Origin of the sequence: Pseudomonas sp. IT-P253 (genome assembly GCF_949768125.1) — a bacterium.
In the GTDB taxonomy this organism is placed as follows: domain Bacteria; phylum Pseudomonadota; class Gammaproteobacteria; order Pseudomonadales; family Pseudomonadaceae; genus Aquipseudomonas.
The window spans coordinates 51,562-72,835 of record NZ_CATKPT010000019.1 but is presented as its reverse complement, the minus strand read 5'-3'; the positions used below and the strand labels follow the sequence as shown (position 1 = coordinate 72,835).

Sequence of the window (21,274 nt, the reverse complement as noted above, 5' to 3'; positions counted from 1 at the left end):
GCCCTCATGTCTGGTTTACTACCCGATACTTGGCCTAGACTGAGTCCTATCAGCTACGCCCCGCGTCCCGCTACGTTTTTAAGGCCTCTTGCATGTCCGATCCTCGTTATCAGGTCGACGTCAGCGTCGTCACCCGCTATCTGGCAGAACAATCGCAACCCGAGCACGACCGCTTTGCCTTCGCCTACACCATTACCGTGCACAACAATGGCGAGTTACCGGCCAAGCTGTTGTCGCGGCACTGGGTGATCACCGATGGTGACGGCCATGTCGAGGAAGTTCGCGGTGCCGGCGTCGTTGGCCAGCAGCCGTTGATTCCAGTGGGTGAGAGCCACACTTACAGCAGCGGCACCGTAATGACCTCCAAAGTCGGTACCATGCAAGGCACGTATCAAATGCTTGCCGACGACGGTACGCACTTCGACGCCATCATCGAGCCATTCCGCCTGGCGGTGCCCGGAGCCCTGCACTGATGGCGACGTATGCCATCGGTGATTTGCAGGGTTGCCTTGAAGCTCTGCAATGCCTGCTCAAGCAAGTCGCCTTTGACCCTGCCCGCGACAAGCTGTGGCTGGTGGGCGATCTGGTCAACCGAGGCCCGCAGTCGCTGGAAACCTTGCGCTTCCTCTATAGCATTCGCGACTCCCTGGTGTGCGTGCTCGGCAACCATGACCTGCACTTATTGGCCGTCGGGCATAACATTGAACGCCTGAAGAAAGCCGACACCCTGCGCGAGATTCTCGACGCACCGGATCGCCCGGAACTGCTGGATTGGCTGCGCCAGCAAAACCTCATGCATTACGATGAACAACGAAACATCGCCCTTGTGCATGCGGGCATACCGCCGCAGTGGTCGCTGCGCAAGGCATTGAAATGCGCCGCCGAAGTCGAAGAAGCCCTGCGTGACGATAACCGTATCACCCCCTACCTCGATGGCATGTACGGCAACGAGCCCACGAAATGGAACAATGACCTTACGGGCGTCGAGCGCTTGCGAGTGATCACCAACTATTTCACCCGGATGCGTTTCTGCACCAGCGAAGGCAAACTCGACCTCAAGGGCAAGGAAGGCATCGACACCGCGCCACTGGGTTATGCGCCATGGTTCAAGTACAAGGAACGCAAGACCAAGGGTCTGAAAATCATCTTCGGCCATTGGGCTGCCCTTGAGGGCCGGTGCGACGAGCCAGGATTTTTTGCCCTCGATACCGGTTGTGTCTGGGGAGGCGCGATGACCCTGATGAACGTCGACACCGGTGTCCGCCTGCAGTGCAAATGCGATGATCACGGTCGAACGCTACCGCCAGTCGCACCCTCTATTACCGAACAAACGTCAGCCGACGCCCGGCGCTAGACTGCGCATTCAGCCGAGCCACAGGAGCCCGCCATGAGCGAATTCAAACGTATCCCCCCAGAACAGGCCCAGGCCCTGCGTGAACAAGGCGCTGTTGTCGTCGACGTCCGCGACCCGGCGACCTTCGCTGCGCTGCACATCAGTGGCTCGAAGCATCTGGACAACCACTCCCTGCACGCTTTCATCCAGGGCGCAGACCTTGATGCACCGACCGTGGTGGTTTGCTATCACGGCAACTCCAGCCAGGGTGCTGCCGCCTACCTGATCAGCCAGGGCTTCTCCGACGTCTACAGCATGGACGGTGGTTTTGAGCTGTGGCGTACGACTTATCCTTCGGAAACCGCGCAAGGCAGTTCCGAATAATTTTTTTGTAACGTGCAAGCCCCAGCCCCCGTGGGCTTGCGCGCAGGCAGACGAACGGTCTGCCACAACTAATTACGTATCTCGCCTTTACCTCCCTGATTCCGAACTATCCTTAAGCGCAGGCCATCCAAAACAGGGGAGAGCCGGTACACCGGCGCACGGATCATCGGGAGTAGCTTTTGGAGTAGTCAGCTCCGAAAGAGTTCTGGGGGGTAAACAGCGACCGCCTGTTCGGTTGCTGCCAGCATCGACTGAATGATCCGGCGTCGGCTCCACGTATCGAGCGAGGTGACGTCATGAGTATCTTTAGCCACTTCCAACAACGCTTCGAGTCCACACGCCAGGAAGAACTCTCGTTGCAAGAGTATCTTGAGCTGTGCAAACAGGATCGTAGCGCCTATGCCTCCGCCGCTGAGCGGCTATTGCTGGCCATCGGGGAGCCGGAGCTGCTCGACACCTCGACCAACTCGAGACTGTCGCGAATCTTTTCCAACAAGGTGATCCGCCGCTATCCGGCCTTTGAAGACTTCCACGGGATGGAAGAATGCATCGACCAGATCGTGTCGTATTTCCGCCATGCCGCACAGGGCCTGGAAGAGAAAAAACAAATCCTTTATCTGCTCGGCCCCGTCGGTGGCGGTAAATCGTCCCTGGCCGAGAAGCTGAAACAGCTGATTGAAAAAGTGCCCTTCTACGCGATCAAGGGCTCGCCGGTTTTCGAATCCCCCCTGGGTCTGTTCAACGCCACTGAAGATGGCGCGATCCTTGAGGAAGACTTCGGCATTCCCCGGCGCTACCTCAACACCATCATGTCGCCATGGGCCACCAAACGCCTGGCCGAATTCGGTGGTGACATCAGCCAGTTCCGCGTGGTGAAACTCTATCCGTCGATCCTTAACCAGATCGCCGTGGCCAAAACCGAGCCGGGAGATGAAAACAACCAGGACATCTCGGCGCTGGTGGGCAAGGTCGATATCCGCAAACTGGAAGAATTCCCACAGAACGACGCCGACGCTTACAGTTACTCGGGTGCCCTGTGCCGGTCCAACCAGGGCTTGATGGAATTCGTCGAAATGTTCAAGGCACCGATCAAGGTGCTGCACCCATTGCTGACCGCCACCCAGGAAGGCAACTACAACAGTACTGAAGGCCTGGGGGCGATTCCGTTCACCGGGATCCTGCTCGCTCACTCCAACGAATCGGAATGGCACACCTTCCGCAACAACAAGAACAACGAAGCCTTCATCGACCGGATCTATATCGTCAAAGTACCGTACTGCCTGCGAGTCAGCGACGAAGTGAAGATCTACGACAAGCTCTTGTTCAACAGCTCGCTGGCCAAGGCCCACTGCGCGCCTGACACCCTGAAAATGCTCGCCCAATTCACCGTGCTCTCGCGCCTCAAGGAACCGGAAAACTCCAACATCTACTCCAAGATGCGCGTGTATGACGGCGAAAACCTCAAGGACACCGATCCGAAGGCCAAGTCGATCCAGGAATACCGCGACAACGCTGGCGTCGACGAAGGCATGAACGGCCTGTCTACCCGCTTCGCGTTCAAGATTCTGTCGAAAGTCTTCAACTTCGACCCGCACGAAATCGCCGCCAACCCGGTGCATTTGCTCTACGTGCTGGAACAACAGATCGAACAGGAACAATTCCAGGCCGAAACCCGCGAACGCTACCTGCGCTTCCTCAAGGAATACCTGGCGCCGCGTTATATCGAATTCATCGGCAAGGAGATCCAGACCGCCTACCTCGAGTCGTACAGCGAGTACGGCCAGAACATCTTCGATCGCTACGTGCTGTACGCCGACTTCTGGATCCAGGACCAGGAATACCGCGACCCGGAAACCGGCGAAATCCTCAACCGAGTAGCGCTGAACGAAGAGCTGGAAAAAATCGAAAAACCGGCGGGCATCAGCAATCCGAAAGATTTCCGCAACGAGATCGTCAACTTCGTTCTACGTGCCAGGGCCAACAACAACGGCAAAAACCCGACCTGGCTCAGCTACGAAAAACTGCGGGTGGTTATCGAGAAGAAAATGTTCTCCAACACCGAGGATCTCCTGCCGGTCATCAGCTTCAACGCCAAGGCCAGCAAAGAGGACCAGCAAAAACACAACGACTTCGTCACACGAATGGTCGAACGCGGTTACACCGACAAACAGGTACGACTGCTGTCCGAGTGGTACCTGCGAGTCAGAAAATCCCAATAAGGGAGCTGCAAGCGGCAAACGACACGTTACCGTCACAAGCGCGTGGTTTGCGTAGTAATTGTGGCCATATGTCGCACGCCGCTTGTTTCTGAAGCTTCTGTCTTGCAGCTTGAAGCTTATGACTCGAAGCTCCCCGGAGGGCCTATGAGCTATGTGATCGACCGACGTCTCAATGGCAAGAACAAGAGCACGGTGAACCGTCAGCGTTTTCTGCGGCGCTACCGTGATCACATCAAAAAGGCCGTCGAAGAGGCCGTCAGCCGCCGCTCCATTACCGATATGGAGCACGGCGAACAGATCAGTATCCCCGGCCGCGACATCGACGAGCCGGTGCTTCACCACGGGCGCGGTGGCAAGCAGACTGTCGTGCACCCGGGCAACAAGGAATTCACCAGCGGCGAGCACATTGCACGTCCGCCGGGAGGTGGCGGCGGCAGAGGCCCCGGCAAGGCCGGTAACTCGGGCGAGGGGATGGACGAATTCGTCTTCCAGATCACCCAGGAAGAGTTTCTGGAGTTCATGTTCGAAGACCTTGAGCTACCGAACCTGGTCAAGCGCAACCTGGCGGGTACCGACACCTTCAAGACCGTCCGAGCCGGGATCAGCAACGAGGGCAATCCGTCGCGGATCAACATCATCCGTACCTTGCGCTCGGCCCACGCTCGACGAATCGCCCTGTCCGGCAGCAGCCGGGCAAAATTGCGCGAAGCAAAAGACGAACTGTTGCGACTTAAGCGCGATGAACCGGATAACTTCGGCGATATTCAGAAAATCGAAGCCGAAATCGAAAAACTCAGTGCGCGTATTCATCGCGTGCCGTTCCTCGATACGTTCGACCTCAAGTACAACCTGCTCATCAAGCAACCCAACCCCAGTTCGAAGGCAGTGATGTTCTGCCTGATGGACGTCTCCGGCTCGATGACCCAGGCGACCAAGGACATCGCCAAGCGCTTTTTCATCTTGCTGTACCTGTTCCTCAAGCGTAACTACGAAAAGATCGACGTCGTGTTCATCCGCCACCACACCAGTGCCCGGGAAGTCGATGAGGAGGAATTTTTCTACTCTCGCGAAACCGGTGGCACCATTGTTTCCAGCGCCTTGAAACTGATGCAGGAAATCATGGCAGAGCGCTATCCGAGCAATGAGTGGAACATCTACGCCGCCCAGGCCTCCGACGGCGACAACTGGAACGACGACTCACCGATCTGCCGCGACATCCTGATCAACCAGATCATGCCGTTCGTGCAGTACTACACTTATGTTGAGATAACCCCGCGCGAACATCAGGCCCTGTGGTTTGAGTACGAACGCATCGCCGAAGCCTTTTCCGACACTTTTGCCCAGCAACAACTGGTCTCGGCCGGGGATATTTATCCGGTCTTCCGTGAACTCTTCCAGCGCAGGTTAGTGACATGACCGCCAAAGAGCAGAAGCGCCAACCCATTTCTACCGGCTCCGAATGGACGTTCGAGCTGATCCAGGCCTACGACCGCGAAATCAGTCGTATTGCGGCGGGCTACGCGCTCGACACTTATCCAAACCAGATTGAGGTGATCACCGCCGAACAGATGATGGATGCCTATGCCTCCGTCGGCATGCCACTGGGTTATCACCATTGGTCCTATGGCAAACACTTCCTTAGCACCGAGAAATCCTACAGCCGAGGCCAGATGGGGCTGGCCTACGAGATTGTGATCAATTCAGACCCGTGCATCGCCTATCTGATGGAGGAAAACACCATCTGCATGCAGGCCTTGGTGGTGGCGCACGCGTGCTATGGCCATAACAGCTTCTTCAAAGGTAACTACCTGTTCCGCACCTGGACCGATGCCAGCTCGATCATCGACTACCTGGTGTTCGCCAAGCAGTACATCATGCAGTGCGAAGAGCGCCACGGTATCGACGCGGTGGAAGACCTGCTCGATTCCTGCCACGCATTGATGAATTACGGTGTTGACCGCTACAAACGCCCGTATCCGATTTCGGCGGAAGAGGAACGTCGTCGGCAGAAGGACCGAGAGGAGCATTTGCAGAAACAGATCAACGATCTGTGGCGGACCATTCCCAAGGGTGCTGACAAATACAGCGACAAGGACAATGCGCGCTTCCCCGCCGAACCTCAGGAAAATATTCTCTATTTCATCGAAAAACACGCGCCACTGCTGGAGCCATGGCAGCGGGAAATCGTGCGGATCGTGCGTAAGATCGCCCAATACTTTTATCCACAACGTCAGACCCAGGTGATGAACGAGGGATGGGCCACGTTCTGGCACTACACCCTGATGAACGACTTGTACGACGAAGGCCTGGTCACCGACGGCTTCATGATGGAGTTTCTGACGTCTCATACCAGTGTGGTCTATCAGCCTGGCTTTGACAGCCCGTACTACAACGGGATCAACCCCTACACGCTGGGCTTTGCCATGTACCGGGACATCCGGCGCATGTGTGAAAACCCGACCGAGGAGGACTATCGCTGGTTTCCAGAGATTGCCGGCACCGACTGGCTGTCGACTATCAAGTTCGCCATGAGCAGCTTCAAGGATGAGAGTTTTATCCTGCAGTACTTGTCTCCGAAGGTGATCCGCGACCTGAAGTTGTTCAGCATTCTCGATGACGACCAAAAGGACGATCTGCTTGTGCCGGCGATTCACGACGAAGATGGCTATCGCACCATTCGGGAAACTCTGGCGGCGCAGTACAACCTGGGCAATCGTGAACCCAACGTGCAGATTTACAGCATCGACCGGCGCGGCGACCGCTCACTGACCTTGCGGCACCAGCAACATGACCGTAAACCCTTGGGAGAGTCCACCGAGGAAGTGCTCAAACACCTGCACCGCCTTTGGGGCTTCGACATCCACCTGGAAACCCTGCAAGGCGACCAGGTGATGAAAACCCACCACGTACCACCGAGAGGTGAACACAGCGAAGGTGATTACGGTCGGCTGGACCTTGCTGTCATCCACCTTTGATTTTGTTTCCGCCTCCGGAAGTTCGACGCAAAGGTTATTCTGTCGAGCTAACGGAGGTTTTTTATGCAGATTTATAAAGTCGGCGGGGCCGTACGCGATCGCCTGCTGGGCAAACCTGTCACCGATATCGACTGGGTTGTGGTGGGCGCCACTGCCGAAGAAATGCTCGCCAAAGGCTTTCGTCCGGTGGGCACAGACTTCCCTGTGTTCCTGCACCCAAAAAGCGGTGAGGAATACGCCCTCGCCCGGACCGAACGCAAAAGCGGCCGCGGTTATGGCGGCTTCACTTTTCACGCCTCCCCTGAAGTCACCCTTGAAGAAGACCTGATCCGCCGCGACCTGACAATCAATGCCATGGCCGAAGACGATCAACAAAACCTGACCGACCCTTACCATGGCCAACGCGATCTCGAAGCGCGGCTGCTTCGTCACGTTTCCCCTGCTTTCGCCGAAGATCCGCTCAGGGTTTTGCGTGTTGCACGCTTTGCCGCACGTTATGCCGGGCTGGGCTTTACCGTAGCCCCGGAAACGCTTGAGCTCATGCGCCAGCTCAGCGAGTCAGGCGAACTCCAAGCCTTGACCGCGGAACGAAGCTGGAAAGAAATTTCCCGCGCACTGCTGGAAGACCAGCCTCAGGTGTTTATCGAAGTGCTGCGCGATTGCGGCGCACTCAAAGTGCTGATGCCGGAAGTCGACGCGCTGTTTGGCGTTCCGCAGCCAGAAGCCCATCACCCGGAGATCGACACTGGCGCGCATACCCTGAGCGTGCTGGAGCAAGCAGCGCTGCACAAACAACCGCTGACTGTGCGCTGGGCATCCCTACTGCATGATCTGGGCAAAGGACTTACGCCAGAGGAAGAATGGCCACGCCATATTGCCCATGAACACAAAGGGCTGAAGCTGATCAAAGCAGTCAACGAACGCTTCAAGGCGCCGAAGGATTGTCAGGAACTGGCATTGCTGGTGGGCCAATATCACACGCATGGCCATCGCGCCCTGGAGCTGAAGCCGTCGACGCTGCTTGAGTTATTGCAGAGTTTTGATGTTTACCGCCGCCCGCAGCGGTTCGAGGAGTTCATTGCCGCCTGCGAGATGGATGCTCGAGGGCGCAAAGGGCTGGAGCAGAGAAGTTATCCACAGGCGGATTATTTGCGCGGGGCTGCGACTGCGGCGCGCAGTGTTGCGGTTCAGCCATTGCTGGAGAAGGGATTTAAAGGTCCAGAGCTGGGCGAGGCAATCAAGCTCGAACGACTTAAAGCGCTGAAAGCTTACAAAGAGGCGGCATCTGTTTAAAAGCTTTGCGAGCAGGCTCCCACAGGGGGCGGCGCCAACCATGTGGGAGCGAGCCTGCTCGCGAAGACGTCAGTCAGGTCACAACAAATGCGAAGGGGTTAACGGCCGCCCACGCCACTCAAACGCCACCGGCGCCAACACCTGATCAATCTGCGCTTCGGCCCACAATGCCGCAAAGCTCTTGCCTACGCCTGGATGCACACGATCCGGCGCAATCAGCGACAGCGGCCACAGCACAAAGGCATTTTTCAGGATCTCTGCGCGCGGCAAAATCAGGCCATCGAAGTTACCCACCAGATCGCCGAACAACAAAACGTCTATATCCAGCGGCAATCCCTTGCGGTCCGGCGCATAACGACCATTGTCCGCTTCGATGAATTTCAGTCGCCGGTCCAGCTCCATCAGTGGCAGATCGGTAAAACCCGACACCACAAAATTGAAGAACGGTCCGCTCTTGATCCCTACTGGCTGGCTTTCGAACACTGCGGAGCAGCGTATATCCGCCAAAAAACCCGACAAGGCTTCCAGGCCGGCCTGCAAATGGGTTTCACGCTCGATATTACTACCGAGCCCGAGGTACACCTGAGTCAGCGACATCCGCGCTCGATCTCCACGCCCACGCCACCCGTGGCAGCCGGAACTGCACCTGGCTTGGTCAGTTTGAGGCGCACCCAGGTGATCTGGAATTCGCTCATCAGCACCTCGACCAGACGCTCGGCAAAGGTCTCGACCAGCTGAAACTGTGCCTGCTCGGCAAAGGCCTGGATACGCGACGATACGCTGGCGTAATCGAGCGCCAGGGTCAGGTCATCGCCCGCCGCTGCCGGACGATTGTCCCAAGCGAAGCTCAGATCCAGTCGCAAGCACTGTCGGATGCCTCGCTCCCAGTCGTAGGCACCAATCACGGTGTCGACTTCCAGGCCCTCGATAAACACTCTGTCCAAGCACTTTTCTCCACTGCACGACAAGGGCGCAATGCGCCGTTAGAATCAGGGCGTCCTCGCCCGGAATAGTTAGCATGTTTTGGTTATTGGCGACCCTCGCCTACCTGCTCGGCTCTCTGTCCTTCGCCATTTTGCTCAGCCGCCTGACCGGTAACCCCGATCCGCGAATGGGTGGCTCGGGCAATGCCGGCGCCACCAACATGTTGCGCCTGGCCGGCAAAAAACTTGCCGTCCTGACTTTGCTCGGCGATCTCTGCAAAGGCCTGCTGCCAGTGCTGATAGCAGGCCTGGCAGAGCTTTCGCTTCAAGAACAGGCCTGGATCGGCATCTGCGCCGTCATCGGCCACCTGTTCCCGCTGTACTTCCGCTTTCGCGGCGGCAAGGGTGTTGCCACCGCTGCCGGCATGCTGCTGGGCCTCTATCCACCCGCTGCCTTGCTCGCGGTCTGTGCCTGGCTACTGACGTTTTACCTGACCCGCACCAGCTCACTGGCCGCATTGATCGCCACACCGCTGACCCTACCGTTGCTGGCCTGGCAGGCACCGGCGGCACTGCTGCCCATGAGCGCGCTCACGGGTCTGATCGTCTGGCGTCATCGCGGCAATCTACGCGACCTGTTTGCCGGGCGCGAACGGCATTTTTAAATACCGACGCGAGCGCCGCTCATCACAACCCCGACAACTGCTCCATCGGCCAACGCGCCTGAACACTGATCGCCAGGCTTTCGTGTTGACCGGCCTGTAAGCGCTGGCAGCCGGCAAAAGCAATCATCGCACCGTTATCGGTGCAAAACTCCGGACGGGCGTAAAACACATCGCCTTTCATGTCGCCGAGCATTTTCTCCAGGGAAGTGCGCAGGGCCTTGTTGGCGCTAACGCCCCCAGCGATCACCAGACGCTTCATACCGGCCTGTTTCAGGGCACGCTTGCACTTGATGGTCAAAGTCTCCACCACGGCCTGCTGGAACGCCAGCGAGATGTCGCAACGGGCTTGATCGCTGTCGTCCCCGGCGCTGACACACTGCTGCCAGGTGTTCAGGGCGGAGGTTTTCAAGCCACTGAAGCTGAAAGCCAGCCCTGGACGGTCGCACATCGGACGCGGGAAGAGGAAACGCCCCGCAACACCCTGCTCCGCCAGGCGAGCGATTTCCGGCCCCCCCGGGTAATTGAGGCCCATCATTTTCGCAGTCTTGTCGAACGCTTCACCGGCGGCATCGTCGAGGGTCTCGCCCAAGAGCGTGTATTGACCGATCCCGTCGACCTGAACCAGCTGCGTATGACCACCCGACACCAACAAAGCGACGAACGGAAACCCTGGTGGTTGCGACTCCAGCATCGGCGCCAGCAAGTGACCCTCCATGTGGTGGACACCCAGGGCCGGAATGCCCCAGGCAAAGGCCAGTGCCTGAGCGCAGGAAGCGCCCACAAGCAGGGCTCCGACCAGGCCAGGACCCGCCGTGTAGGCGATGGCGTCGATTTCGGTTGGCACACAGTCAGCCTCGGCCAACACCTGGCGAATCAAGGGCAGCATGCGCTTTACATGATCGCGCGAGGCCAGCTCCGGCACCACACCGCCATAGGCGCGGTGCAGGTCGATCTGGCTGAACAGCGCGTCGGCCAGCAGGCCGCGCTCGCTGTCGTAAAGTGCGACACCAGTTTCATCGCAGGAGGTTTCTAATCCCAGTACTAGCATGGGTTTGCGCCTTGTTTAGGCTGAATTCGAAGGCGCGCATAATAGTCGCCACGTGATGCCCCGACCAGCGGTTTTCGATCAGAGGCTTTGCATTCCGAGCGATGAGGGGTTAACATCCGCAACCCTTAAAAACCGACGTCTTCAAGTGCTCTTTTGCCACGAGGATGTTGACCCCGGTAATGAATGAAGGTAGCTCTGGATGCCAGCCGTCAAAGTAAAAGAGAACGAACCCTTCGACGTAGCTCTGCGTCGTTTCAAGCGCTCCTGCGAAAAAGCCGGTGTACTGGCTGAAGTTCGTAGCCGCGAATTCTACGAGAAGCCGACTTCTGAGCGTAAGCGCAAAGCAGCAGCCGCTGTTAAGCGTCACGCAAAGAAAGTTCAGCGCGAACAGCGCCGCGCCGTTCGTCTGTACTGATACACAGACGTTCGTAGCAAGCTTCTGCCAAGCCCGGCCCTCAGCCGGGCTAATGGCATTTGCGGAATACGCTTGATGCTTCATCGTCAAAGCCGCAGACGCGACCGAGACAAATCTGCTTCACAGCGTCAGACCTGGCTCTTTTGCCAGCGGTGCACGTCTTTTCTGACGAGCCTTCCAAGGCTACTGACGAGCACACCCACTGATTCCTCTCACGACGATCAGCCCAAGGCACCTTCTTGCGTGCCCGCTTTTGAGCTATCCGGAGCCATCGACTGGCCGTAGCGGATTCAGCGAAACACTTTCAAATCGTCGAATTCTGATTGTGATTAACGTCAGTGGATTTTCGGCAGATACACTTCCCGACAGCGATAACGCAGACGACACTGGTCGAGCCGCACATTTTGCGTGCCTCAAACAACGACCCGCGCTTGGCCGCCTTTCGTTTCGGGTCCATTTCAGCGCAGATGACGAGAACGCCATGGCCGGGCTAATTCCCCAGAGCTTCATTGACGACCTTCTGAACCGCACCGACATCGTCGATGTGGTCAGCTCGCGCCTGCAAATGAAAAAAGCCGGCAAGAACTACACCGCCTGCTGCCCGTTCCACAAAGAAAAGACCCCCTCTTTCAGCGTCAGCCCCGACAAGCAGTTCTATTACTGCTTCGGTTGCGGCGCTGGCGGTAACGCCCTCGGCTTCATGATGGACCACGACAACCTGGACTTCATCCAGGCCGTCGAAGAACTGGCCAAAGCCGCCGGCATGGAAATCCCCCGCGAAGAAAGCGGCCGACCGCACAAACCGCGGCAGCCGACCGATTCGCCCCTGTACCCGTTGCTCACCGCCGCCGCCGACTTTTACCGTCAGGCACTTAAAAGTCACCCATCGCGCAAAGCCGCGGTGGATTACTTGAAAGGTCGTGGACTGACAGGCGAAATCGCCCGAGACTTCGGCCTCGGCTTCGCCCCACCCGGCTGGGACAATCTGTTCAAGCACTTGAGCAGCGACACCCTGCAACAAAAAGCCATGGTCGATGCCGGCCTGCTCATCGAGAACGCCGAAACCGGCAAACGCTATGACCGCTTTCGCGACCGCGTAATGTTCCCGATCCGTGACAGTCGCGGGCGCATCATTGCTTTCGGCGGCCGGGTACTGGGCGACGATAAGCCAAAATACCTGAACTCACCGGAAACCCCGGTATTCCATAAGGGCCAGGAACTCTACGGTCTTTATGAAGCACGCAAGAATAACCGCAACCTCGACGAAATCATCGTCGTCGAAGGCTACATGGACGTCATCGCGCTCGCCCAGCAAGGCCTGCGAAACGCTGTCGCCACGCTAGGCACAGCCACCAGCGAAGAGCACTTGAAGCGACTGTTTCGCGTCGTACCCAACGTGCTGTTCTGTTTTGACGGCGACCAGGCCGGTCGTAACGCCGCATGGCGGGCGCTGGAAGCCACCCTTCCCTGCCTGCAAGACGGGCGACGGGCACGCTTCCTGTTCCTGCCTGAGGGCGAAGACCCGGATACGCTGGTCCGCTCCGAAGGCACCGATGCTTTCCGCGCGCGAATCAACCAGCACGCGCAGCCGCTGGCCGATTATTTTTTTCAGCAACTGACCGAGGAATCGGACCCGCGCTCGCTCGAAGGCAAGGCCCACATGGCCACCCTCGCCGCGCCGTTGATCGACAAGGTTCCCGGCGCAAACCTGCGCATCCTGATGCGTCAGCGCCTGACCGAAATCACCGGCCTCAGTGGTGAAGCCGTCAGCCAACTGGTGCAAAGCGCACCCCAGGAAGCCCCTCCGGCTTACGATCCAGGCATTGATTACGACGCCATGCCGGATTACAGCGACTACCATCAGCCGCAAGCACAAGAAATGTATGTGCCGCAGCAGGACTGGATGCCGAAAAAGCCTGGCGCTGGCGGTAAAAAATGGGACAAGAAACCCTGGGACAAGAACGGCAAGCGCGGCGGTGATCGCGATCAACCCCGCGCGCCACGTGTGCCGGCCGCTGTAGAGCCGCCGACCCTGGCCGCCTTGCGCACGTTGCTGCATCACCCGCAACTGGCCGAGAAAGTCGAGGATGCCGGGCACTTCGCCGCGGAGGACCATACCAACACTCAGCTGCTGGTGGCATTGCTCGAAGCCGTACAGAAGAATCCCAAGCTAAACTCATTTCAGTTGATTGCACGCTGGCACGGTACAGAGCAAGGACGCTTGCTCAAGGCGCTGGCGGAAAAGGAATGGCTGATTGATGGAGATAACCTTGAACAACAGTTTTTCGACACCATTACTAGCTTGTCAGCCCGCCAACGCGAGCGAAACCTGGAACAACTTCTTAGAAAAGCACGTCAAAGTGAACTGAGTGCCGAAGAGAAAAATCAACTGCGCGACCTTTTAAGTCGCAATGTTTCCGCAACAAGCCCGACCTCAACTGGCGCGTGAGGTCATAGCTCAGGTATAATCCTCGGCTTGTTTTTTGCCCGCCAAGACCTTCAGTGGATAGGGTGTTATGTCCGGAAAAGCGCAACAGCAGTCTCGTATCAAAGAGTTGATCACACTTGGTCGTGAGCAGGGTTACCTGACTTACGCGGAGGTCAACGACCACCTGCCGGAGGATATTTCAGATCCGGAACAGGTGGAAGACATCATCCGCATGATCAATGACATGGGGATCAACGTATTCGAGGTTGCGCCAGATAAGGATTCCCTTATGCTGGCCGACGCCGATACTGACGAAGCCGCGGCCGAAGAGGCAGCAGCAGCGTTGGCAGCGGTCGAGACCGACATTGGTCGCACCACCGACCCAGTGCGCATGTATATGCGTGAAATGGGTACGGTAGAGCTCCTCACACGTGAAGGCGAAATCGAAATCGCCAAACGTATTGAAGAGGGCATCCGTGAAGTGATGGGCGCAATCGCGCACTTCCCTGGCACGGTTGATCATATTCTCTCCGAATACACTCGCGTCACCACCGAAGGTGGCCGCCTGTCCGACGTCCTGAGCGGTTATATCGACCCGGACGACGGCATTGCGCCGCCTGCTGCCGAAGTGCCACCGCCTGTCGATCCGAAAGCCGTGAAAGCGGATGACGACACCGACGACGATGACGCCGAAGCGTCGACTGACGACGAAGAAGAAGCCGAAAGCGGTCCGGATCCGATCATCGCAGCACAGCGTTTTGGCGCTGTCTCCGATCAGATGGAAATCACCCGCAAGGCGCTGAAAAAGCACGGTCGTGGCAACAAGCTGGCTATCGCCGAGCTGTTGGCCCTGGCAGAGCTGTTCATGCCGATCAAACTGGTGCCGAAGCAATTCGAAGGCCTGGTCGAGCGTGTTCGCAGTGCCCTGGATCGTTTGCGTCAGCAAGAGCGCGCAATCATGCAGCTCTGCGTTCGTGATGCCCGCATGCCGCGTGCCGACTTCCTGCGCCAGTTCCCGGGCAACGAAGTCGACGAAAGCTGGACCGATGCACTGGCCAAAGGCAAAGGCAAATACGCTGAAGCCATTGGTCGCCTGCAGCCGGACATCATTCGTTGCCAGCAGAAGCTGACCGCGCTGCAAACCGAAACCGGTTTGACGATTGCCGAGATCAAGGACATCAACCGTCGCATGTCGATCGGTGAGGCCAAGGCCCGCCGCGCGAAGAAAGAGATGGTTGAAGCGAACTTGCGTCTGGTGATCTCCATCGCCAAGAAGTACACCAACCGTGGCCTGCAATTCCTCGATCTGATCCAGGAAGGCAACATTGGCTTGATGAAAGCGGTAGACAAGTTCGAATACCGCCGCGGCTACAAATTCTCGACTTATGCCACCTGGTGGATCCGTCAGGCGATCACTCGCTCGATCGCCGACCAGGCCCGCACCATCCGTATTCCGGTGCACATGATCGAGACGATCAACAAGCTCAACCGTATTTCCCGCCAGATGTTGCAGGAAATGGGTCGCGAACCGACCCCGGAAGAGCTGGGCGAACGCATGGAAATGCCTGAGGACAAGATCCGCAAGGTATTGAAGATCGCTAAAGAGCCGATCTCCATGGAAACCCCGATCGGTGATGACGAAGACTCCCATTTGGGTGACTTCATCGAAGACTCGACCATGCAGTCGCCAATCGATGTCGCCACTGTTGAGAGCCTTAAAGAAGCGACTCGCGAAGTTCTGTCCGGCCTTACTGCCCGTGAAGCCAAGGTTCTGCGCATGCGCTTCGGTATCGACATGAATACCGACCATACCCTTGAGGAGGTTGGTAAACAGTTCGACGTGACCCGTGAACGGATTCGTCAGATCGAAGCCAAGGCGCTGCGCAAGCTGCGCCACCCGACGAGAAGCGAGCACTTGCGCTCCTTCCTCGACGAGTAATAACAAAACCCCCGGCCCAGGCCGGGGGTTTTGCTTTATGCAGATTAAATCCCTCGCACTTCCCCCCCGCCGAATTGCCCGTCTACACTCGAAACATTCCCCCCGAGCCATAACGAGACCGTTATGCCCAGACTGCCGACCGTGCTTTTTTTGCTGTCGCTGATGACCTGGACCGCAACGGCTGGCGCGTTGACTCTGACCGACGATGAACGTAGCTGGCTGACAGCCCACCCTGACTTGCGCCTGGGTGTCGATGCGTCATGGCCCCCCTTTGAGTTTCGCGACGATCAGGGGCGCTACCAGGGCCTTGCAGCGGACTATATCGACCTGATCCGTCGGCGCCTGGCCATCAAACTCACACCCATCGAGCCGGTCAACTGGACAGTCGTCCTGGAGCAAGCCAAAAAAGCGAAGATAGACCTGCTGCCGGGCATCATGTCGACCCCTGAGCGCCAGTCATATTTATCATTCACCCGCCCCTACCTGGACTTTCCGATTGTCATTCTTGCCCATGTCGGTGGCCCCCAGCCGCGTAAAATCGAAGACCTGTATGGCCTGAAAATCGCCGTGGTGGAAAACTACGCGCCCCACGAACTGTTACGCACCCACCATCCCGACCTCAACCTGGTGGCAATGCCCAACGTCAGTTCAGCGTTGCAAGCATTGGCAACCGATGAAGTGGACGCAGTGGTTGGCGATCTCGCCTCCAGCGTCTGGAGCTTGCGCCAGCTCAAACTGGACGGGCTCTATGTCAGCGGCGAAACACCCTATCGCTATCAACTGGCCATGGGCGTACCGAAGAGCAACAAGATACTGGTCGGTATCCTCGACAAGGTCCTCGCCGACATGACCCCGAGTGAAATCAGCGCCATCCAGGAGCATTGGGTCGGCAACGTACTCGATCATCAAACATTCTGGTCCGATCTGCTGGTTTACGGGCTGCCGGGTATGTTGCTGCTGATCACCGTGCTGGCGGTGGTCATCCGCATCAACCGTCGATTGAGTTCTGAAATCGCCCGCAGGGTGGACCTGGAACAGGAACTGCGCAGCAGCGAATATCATTATCGCGGGCTGGTGGAGAGCCTGTCGGCTATCGCCTGGGAAGCGCGAATCAACGATTTCACCTACAGCTATGTATCACCCCATGCCGAGGATTTGCTCGGATACCCGCTGTCTCATTGGCTGATTCCGGGCTTCTGGCGCAACATCATTCACCCCGCCGACCTGACCCGCGCCCAGACCTTCTGCGACCACGAAGTTTTGGCCGGACGCGATCACAGCCTCGATTACCGAGTCATCACGGCCGATGGGCGCTGCATTTGGGTCCGCGACATCGTCAGCATGATCGAACACGGGCATGAACCGGTGATGCGCGGGCTGATGATCGATATCAGCGACGCCAAGCGCACCGAAGAAGCGCTGCGCCAGTCAGAACAAAAGTTCGCGTCGGTATTCCAGCAATGCCCGGACATTCTGGTGATTGCACGACTTTCCGACGGCTGTCTGCTGGAGGTCAATAACGCGTTTGAAGAACAGATTGGACTCAAAGCCGAAGAGGTCATCGGCCAGACCGCCACCGACCTGAACATCTGGGGCATACCTGGCGTAGGGCCGGGATTGTTGCAGCGATTGCAGGCCGGCAGCATCCGCAACCTGGAGATGCCCTTTCGGCGCAGTAACGGGCAGGTGTTTACCGGCCTCATCTCCGCTGAACCATTCGATCTCGATACCACGCCGGCGCTGGTGGTGGTGGTACGAGACATCAGCCAGCTCAAGGAAATCCAGCAACAACTGCAAACCTCCGAAGAGAAATTCGCCAAGGCTTTCCATGCCTCTCCAGACGGCTTGTTGCTGTCACGGCAGAGCGACGGTCTGCTGCTGGAGGTCAACGAGGGCTTCAGTCGCATCACGGGCTTCAACAGCGCCATGTCTGTCGACCGCTCGGCGCTGGACCTGGGGATTTGGGTCAACCTCAACGAACGCAAACAGATGCTCGACCTGCTGCACCGGGACGGCTTTGTCCGCGACTTCAGCTGCCATATACGCCGCAGCGACGGGCAGATTCGCCTCTGCGAAGTGTCCAGCCGTCCGCTGCCGATCGGCGATGAAGACTGCATGCTAACCATCGCCCGCGACATCACCGAGCGACACCTGATGCAGGAGAAGTTGCAGCAAGCCGCCACGGTGTTCGAGAGCACGGCCGAGGGCGTCTTGATTACCGACACCCAACAGCACATCAGCGCAGTGAACCGCGCGTTTACCGAAATCACCGGCTACAGCGAGAGCGAAGCACTGGGCCACACCCCTCGCTTGCTCGCTTCGGGCCTGCATGACAGCGCGTTCTACGCGGCCATGTGGCATCAACTGACCGACGAAGGCCATTGGCAGGGCGAAATTTCCAACCGGCGCAAGAATGGCGAACTCTATCCAAGCTGGCTGACCATCAGTGCGGTGCGCAACCGCGACAAGTTCATCACCCACTTTGTCGCCGTGTTCGCGGACATTTCCAGCCTCAAGCACGCCCAGGCGAAACTCGATTATCAGGCCCACCACGATCCGCTGACCGGCCTGCCAAACCGCACGCTGTTCGAGAGTCGATTGCTGACCGCACTCAATAACCATCAGGAAAACGGTGGCCAGGGCGCAGTGTTGTTCCTCGATCTGGACCGTTTCAAGCACATCAACGACAGTCTCGGTCACCCGGTCGGCGACTTGCTGCTCAAGGGCATAGCCATGCGCCTCAAGGAGCAACTGCGCGACATCGATACCGTGGCGCGCCTGGGCGGCGACGAGTTCATCATCCTGCTGCCCGGCCTGCAACAGGCCAGCGATGCCGATAATATCGCGGCTAAGTTGCTCAATTGCTTCGGCGCGCCGTTCCAGGCCGGCGAGCACGAGTTTTTCATCAGCGCCAGCATCGGCACCAGTCTCTATCCCAAGGATGGGGTTGATGTCGCCACACTGGTAAAGAACGCCGACGCGGCGATGTATCGCTCCAAGGCCAAGGGCCGGAACCGGGTCGAAAGCTACACCCGCGACCTCACCGCACAGGCCAGCGAGCGTGTGGCGCTGGAGCACGAACTGCGACGCGCCATCGAGCGCAATGAGTTGCACCTGCACTACCAACCAAAAATCAGCCTCGACGACAATCGCCTGGTTGGCGCCGAAGCGCTTATTCGCTGGTGCCACCCGACCTTTGGCGACGTGCCGCCGGAACACTTCATTCCGCTGGCAGAAGAAAACGGCATGATTCTGCAAATCGGCGACTGGGTCCTCGAGACCGCCTGCCGGCAGATGTTTGAATGGAATCAGCTCTACGAATGCTTCGGCCCACTGTCGGTCAACCTCGCGGGCGCTCAGTTACGCCAGCCGAACCTGCTGGTGCGGATCGAACAGTTACTTAAAGACAACCGCCTCAAGCCCGGCTTCCTGCAACTGGAAATCACCGAAAACTTCATCATGAGCCAAGCCGAAGAAGCGCTGGCGGTGCTGCATCAACTCAAACACCTGGGCGTGCAACTGGCGATCGACGATTTCGGCACCGGCTACTCATCCCTGAGTTACCTCAAACGCCTGCCGCTGGACATCCTCAAGATCGACCAGTCTTTCGTCCGCGGCCTGCCGGATGATCCCCATGATGCGGCGATCGTCCGCGCCATTATCGCCTTGGGCCGCAGTATGCAATTTACCGTGATTGCCGAGGGCGTCGAGACCCAGGCACAGCAGCAATTCCTGGCCCTAGAAGGGTGCGAGCAGATCCAGGGCTACATCGTCAGCCTGCCCTTGCCACCGGAAGAATTCGCCGCGACGTTTCTTCGTATAGCTGTTTCAGACTTTTCGGATAGCACTGCCGGAAAACCATCGCTATAATCCGCGGCCTACTGAGGGCCTATAGCTCAGTTGGTTAGAGCAGAGGACTCATAATCCTTTGGTCCACGGTTCAAGTCCGTGTGGGCCCACCATATGAATCAAGGCCTGCAGCTCAGCTGCAGGTTTTGACGCCCCAATCAGATGTTCCCGAGGTACAGTTTCGGTACAGTCCGTACCGATCTTCCCTCGGAGAACGTATGGCAACCCTCGTAAAAACCCCCTCAAGCACATGGAAAGCGGTCATTCGTAAAAATGGCTGGCCGACTGTTTCTAAGACTTTCCGCACAAAACGCGACGCTGAAGACTGGTCAAGGCGCACCGAAGACGAAATGGTCAGGGGTGTTTACATCCAGCGCAGTGGTTCAGAACGAATGACGCTCGAATCTGCCCTGAAGCGTTATCTGAGCGATGTCACTCCCACCAAAAAACCTACTACTCAGCGTGGCGAAACCTCCAAAGCCAAGAAACTAATTGAGCACCTTGGAAAATACTCCCTGGCCGCGCTCTCAGCTGAAACACTACACTCGAGTTGCTGAGAAATGCTCAGCTCGGTTAGGGAGTGCCTTAGGTTGACGATAAATATTGCTATCGCCACTTACGATGCCATCGTGCTCGGCTGTGACAGTCTTTCTAGCCAGGTCGAGCAAGCTATTTTGCCGTTTAGGAACGGCGGGGGATTTGCTCGTGATGCTGACGGAAATGAGCTTGTCGATGCGACGGGGCATAAGGTGATATCGGCTGCAGAATTGCGTCCTTACGTTACTAATGTGTTTGGAGGGGCGCAGAAGATGTTCTGCCTCTACGAGGACGAGGACACCTCTGTAGCAGCAGTTACTGCAGGAATGGCCACATTGTGCGGAGTCACTATCGCGGGCATCGCTAATCGTTTCAAAAAGAAGAACAACGGTGAAGGCACTGTCTTCCGCACGGCCCAGGCGGTGGCGGAGGCTTTCTTGGCCCACGTGCGCCAGGAGTGGGAGACCGAAGTGGAGTACGCGACCGCACCGGAGGAGTTGCGACCCTATTTTCCAGATGTTCAGTTTATCGTCGGCGGCTATGGCGCGGATGATGCTACTAGCAAGGTGTTCAAGCTGTCCGTGAGATCGTCCGTGCTTGAAGAGCAATTCACTTGGAAAAGTCGCTCCGGAACCTGTTTTGCTGGGCAATCTGATTTCGTTGAGCGTTTGCTCGTTGGAGTAGATGGGCGGCTGGTTGGCCAAGTTAATTTGACCGTTGGTCAATTAATGGCCACTCGAACACAGGCCGTTGCTCAGGCTTTTACGGATCAATTACGAGCTGCAGATGTCCAAATACCTGACGGCTTCTCTTTTGCGATGCCTGATTTCCCGATTGAGCTACCATGGGGAGAGAGTGTTGTGAGTATTGACTTTGGAAATCTGCCTGCTCAGTATGCGGTCGATTTAGCGGAGCTTTTGGTCAATCTGCAGTCAGGAATGCAACGCTTCGCAAGTGGTGTAGCGACCGTAGGTGGAAGGACTCACATCGGGGTGCTCAAGAGGGGCGAGAAATTTGCCATGCTCAATGAGCCAAAATTGATACACAGTCACACGGGTTACTCTCATGACTTATAACTACCGCGATTCATCCGGACAGATCGGCTCGAAGACGCAAGATGAGCGCGATAATCGTCAGCGTTCTTTCGCGTGCTCTGATCGTAGTGGGGCCATTCCCTCTCTGCAGGACTCCTGCCCGCCTGTTAAAGCCAGTACGTCCGTCAAGGAAAGCTCTGCGACCTTCCGTAATGGAATTATCGAGGTTGCT

At 57.5% G+C, this 21,274-nt stretch carries 16 protein-coding genes, 1 tRNA gene and 1 pseudogene; 15 read left to right on the top strand and 3 right to left on the bottom strand.

Going from position 1 to position 21,274, the window contains the following annotated elements; translation table 11 throughout:
* Positions 1–92: 92 nt before the first annotated feature.
* The 7 genes from apaG (at position 93) to ACM6IR_RS12050 (ending at position 8,204) form a co-directional block, all read left to right on the top strand.
* Positions 93–473, top strand: a complete 381-nt coding sequence (gene apaG / locus ACM6IR_RS12080; RefSeq protein ID WP_414907908.1) for a Co2+/Mg2+ efflux protein ApaG — start codon at positions 93–95, stop codon at positions 471–473.
* Complete coding sequence (locus tag ACM6IR_RS12075) at positions 473–1,354, top strand: symmetrical bis(5'-nucleosyl)-tetraphosphatase (protein ID WP_414907907.1); 882 nt, start codon at positions 473–475, stop codon at positions 1,352–1,354. Before apaG ends, ACM6IR_RS12075 begins: the two co-directional genes overlap by 1 nt.
* 33 nt (positions 1,355–1,387) lie before the next feature.
* Complete coding sequence (gene glpE, locus ACM6IR_RS12070) at positions 1,388–1,717, top strand: thiosulfate sulfurtransferase GlpE (protein WP_414907906.1); 330 nt, start codon at positions 1,388–1,390, stop codon at positions 1,715–1,717.
* Positions 1,718–2,013: 296 nt separating this feature from the next.
* Positions 2,014–3,936, top strand: a complete 1,923-nt coding sequence (locus ACM6IR_RS12065) for a PrkA family serine protein kinase (protein ID WP_116265126.1) — start codon at positions 2,014–2,016, stop codon at positions 3,934–3,936.
* 144 nt (positions 3,937–4,080) lie between these two features.
* Entirely contained in the window at positions 4,081–5,352 is a 1,272-nt protein-coding gene (locus tag ACM6IR_RS12060) for a YeaH/YhbH family protein (protein ID WP_414907905.1), read from the top strand.
* Positions 5,349–6,911 (top strand): SpoVR family protein, encoded by a 1,563-nt coding sequence (locus tag ACM6IR_RS12055; protein WP_414907904.1) that lies wholly within the window; start codon positions 5,349–5,351, stop codon positions 6,909–6,911. Before ACM6IR_RS12060 ends, ACM6IR_RS12055 begins: the two co-directional genes overlap by 4 nt.
* A 63-nt stretch (positions 6,912–6,974) precedes the next feature.
* Positions 6,975–8,204 carry a multifunctional CCA addition/repair protein gene (locus ACM6IR_RS12050; RefSeq protein ID WP_414907903.1) on the top strand — a complete coding sequence of 410 codons (1,230 nt, stop codon included), beginning with the start codon at positions 6,975–6,977 and terminating at the stop codon, positions 8,202–8,204.
* 78 nt (positions 8,205–8,282) lie between these two features.
* Here the strand turns inward: ACM6IR_RS12050 and folK are convergent, their stop codons facing one another.
* Positions 8,283–8,801, bottom strand: coding sequence for a 2-amino-4-hydroxy-6-hydroxymethyldihydropteridine diphosphokinase (gene folK, locus ACM6IR_RS12045; RefSeq protein ID WP_414907902.1), 519 nt, complete (start codon positions 8,799–8,801; stop codon positions 8,283–8,285).
* Positions 8,792–9,148, bottom strand: coding sequence for a dihydroneopterin aldolase (folB, locus tag ACM6IR_RS12040; RefSeq protein ID WP_149416525.1), 357 nt, complete (start codon positions 9,146–9,148; stop codon positions 8,792–8,794). The genes folK and folB overlap by 10 nt, the downstream gene beginning before the upstream one ends.
* A 74-nt stretch (positions 9,149–9,222) precedes the next feature.
* On the opposite strand from folB, the gene plsY reads away from it, so the two are divergent.
* Positions 9,223–9,792: a glycerol-3-phosphate 1-O-acyltransferase PlsY gene (gene plsY, locus ACM6IR_RS12035; RefSeq protein WP_414907901.1), complete on the top strand. Its 570-nt coding sequence runs from the start codon at positions 9,223–9,225 to the stop codon at positions 9,790–9,792.
* Positions 9,793–9,814: 22 nt separating this feature from the next.
* Here plsY and tsaD read toward each other — a convergent pair whose 3' ends face one another.
* Positions 9,815–10,840 (bottom strand): tRNA (adenosine(37)-N6)-threonylcarbamoyltransferase complex transferase subunit TsaD, encoded by a 1,026-nt coding sequence (gene tsaD / locus ACM6IR_RS12030; protein WP_414907900.1) that lies wholly within the window; start codon positions 10,838–10,840, stop codon positions 9,815–9,817.
* 199 nt (positions 10,841–11,039) lie between these two features.
* Here tsaD and rpsU point away from each other — a divergent pair, with 199 nt between their 5' ends.
* The 7 genes and pseudogenes from rpsU (at position 11,040) to ACM6IR_RS11995 (ending at position 21,084) form a co-directional block, all read left to right on the top strand.
* Positions 11,040–11,255: a 30S ribosomal protein S21 gene (gene rpsU / locus ACM6IR_RS12025; protein ID WP_002551877.1), complete on the top strand. Its 216-nt coding sequence runs from the start codon at positions 11,040–11,042 to the stop codon at positions 11,253–11,255.
* Positions 11,256–11,736: 481 nt separating this feature from the next.
* Positions 11,737–13,704: a DNA primase gene (gene dnaG, locus ACM6IR_RS12020; protein WP_414907899.1), complete on the top strand. Its 1,968-nt coding sequence runs from the start codon at positions 11,737–11,739 to the stop codon at positions 13,702–13,704.
* Between the two features lie 67 nt (positions 13,705–13,771).
* Complete coding sequence (rpoD, locus tag ACM6IR_RS12015) at positions 13,772–15,622, top strand: RNA polymerase sigma factor RpoD (protein ID WP_414907898.1); 1,851 nt, start codon at positions 13,772–13,774, stop codon at positions 15,620–15,622.
* A gap of 123 nt (positions 15,623–15,745) precedes the next feature.
* Positions 15,746–19,492: a bifunctional diguanylate cyclase/phosphodiesterase gene (locus ACM6IR_RS12010; RefSeq protein WP_414907897.1), complete on the top strand. Its 3,747-nt coding sequence runs from the start codon at positions 15,746–15,748 to the stop codon at positions 19,490–19,492.
* A 15-nt stretch (positions 19,493–19,507) separates the two neighbouring features.
* A tRNA-Ile gene (locus ACM6IR_RS12005) sits at positions 19,508–19,584 on the top strand.
* Positions 19,585–19,689: 105 nt separating this feature from the next.
* A pseudogene (locus tag ACM6IR_RS12000) lies at positions 19,690–20,013 on the top strand (site-specific integrase); the annotation flags it as partial.
* 48 nt (positions 20,014–20,061) lie between these two features.
* On the top strand, positions 20,062–21,084 hold the full coding sequence (locus ACM6IR_RS11995) for a hypothetical protein (RefSeq protein WP_414907896.1): 1,023 nt from the start codon (positions 20,062–20,064) through the stop codon (positions 21,082–21,084).
* Positions 21,085–21,274 lie beyond the last annotated feature (190 nt).

Bases quoted from the DNA above. Each gene is read 5' to 3' on its own strand.
- apaG (WP_414907908.1), top strand. From the start codon at position 93: ATGTCCGATCCTCGTTATCAGGTCGACGTCAGCGTCGTCACCCGCTAT.
- ACM6IR_RS12075 (WP_414907907.1), top strand. From the start codon at position 473: ATGGCGACGTATGCCATCGGTGATTTGCAGGGTTGCCTTGAAGCTCTG.
- glpE (WP_414907906.1), top strand. From the start codon at position 1,388: ATGAGCGAATTCAAACGTATCCCCCCAGAACAGGCCCAGGCCCTGCGT.
- ACM6IR_RS12065 (WP_116265126.1), top strand. From the start codon at position 2,014: ATGAGTATCTTTAGCCACTTCCAACAACGCTTCGAGTCCACACGCCAG.
- ACM6IR_RS12060 (WP_414907905.1), top strand. From the start codon at position 4,081: ATGAGCTATGTGATCGACCGACGTCTCAATGGCAAGAACAAGAGCACG.
- ACM6IR_RS12055 (WP_414907904.1), top strand. From the start codon at position 5,349: ATGACCGCCAAAGAGCAGAAGCGCCAACCCATTTCTACCGGCTCCGAA.
- ACM6IR_RS12050 (WP_414907903.1), top strand. From the start codon at position 6,975: ATGCAGATTTATAAAGTCGGCGGGGCCGTACGCGATCGCCTGCTGGGC.
- folK (WP_414907902.1), bottom strand. From the start codon at position 8,801: ATGTCGCTGACTCAGGTGTACCTCGGGCTCGGTAGTAATATCGAGCGT.
- plsY (WP_414907901.1), top strand. From the start codon at position 9,223: ATGTTTTGGTTATTGGCGACCCTCGCCTACCTGCTCGGCTCTCTGTCC.
- tsaD (WP_414907900.1), bottom strand. From the start codon at position 10,840: ATGCTAGTACTGGGATTAGAAACCTCCTGCGATGAAACTGGTGTCGCA.
- rpsU (WP_002551877.1), top strand. From the start codon at position 11,040: ATGCCAGCCGTCAAAGTAAAAGAGAACGAACCCTTCGACGTAGCTCTG.
- dnaG (WP_414907899.1), top strand. From the start codon at position 11,737: ATGGCCGGGCTAATTCCCCAGAGCTTCATTGACGACCTTCTGAACCGC.
- rpoD (WP_414907898.1), top strand. From the start codon at position 13,772: ATGTCCGGAAAAGCGCAACAGCAGTCTCGTATCAAAGAGTTGATCACA.
- ACM6IR_RS12010 (WP_414907897.1), top strand. From the start codon at position 15,746: ATGCCCAGACTGCCGACCGTGCTTTTTTTGCTGTCGCTGATGACCTGG.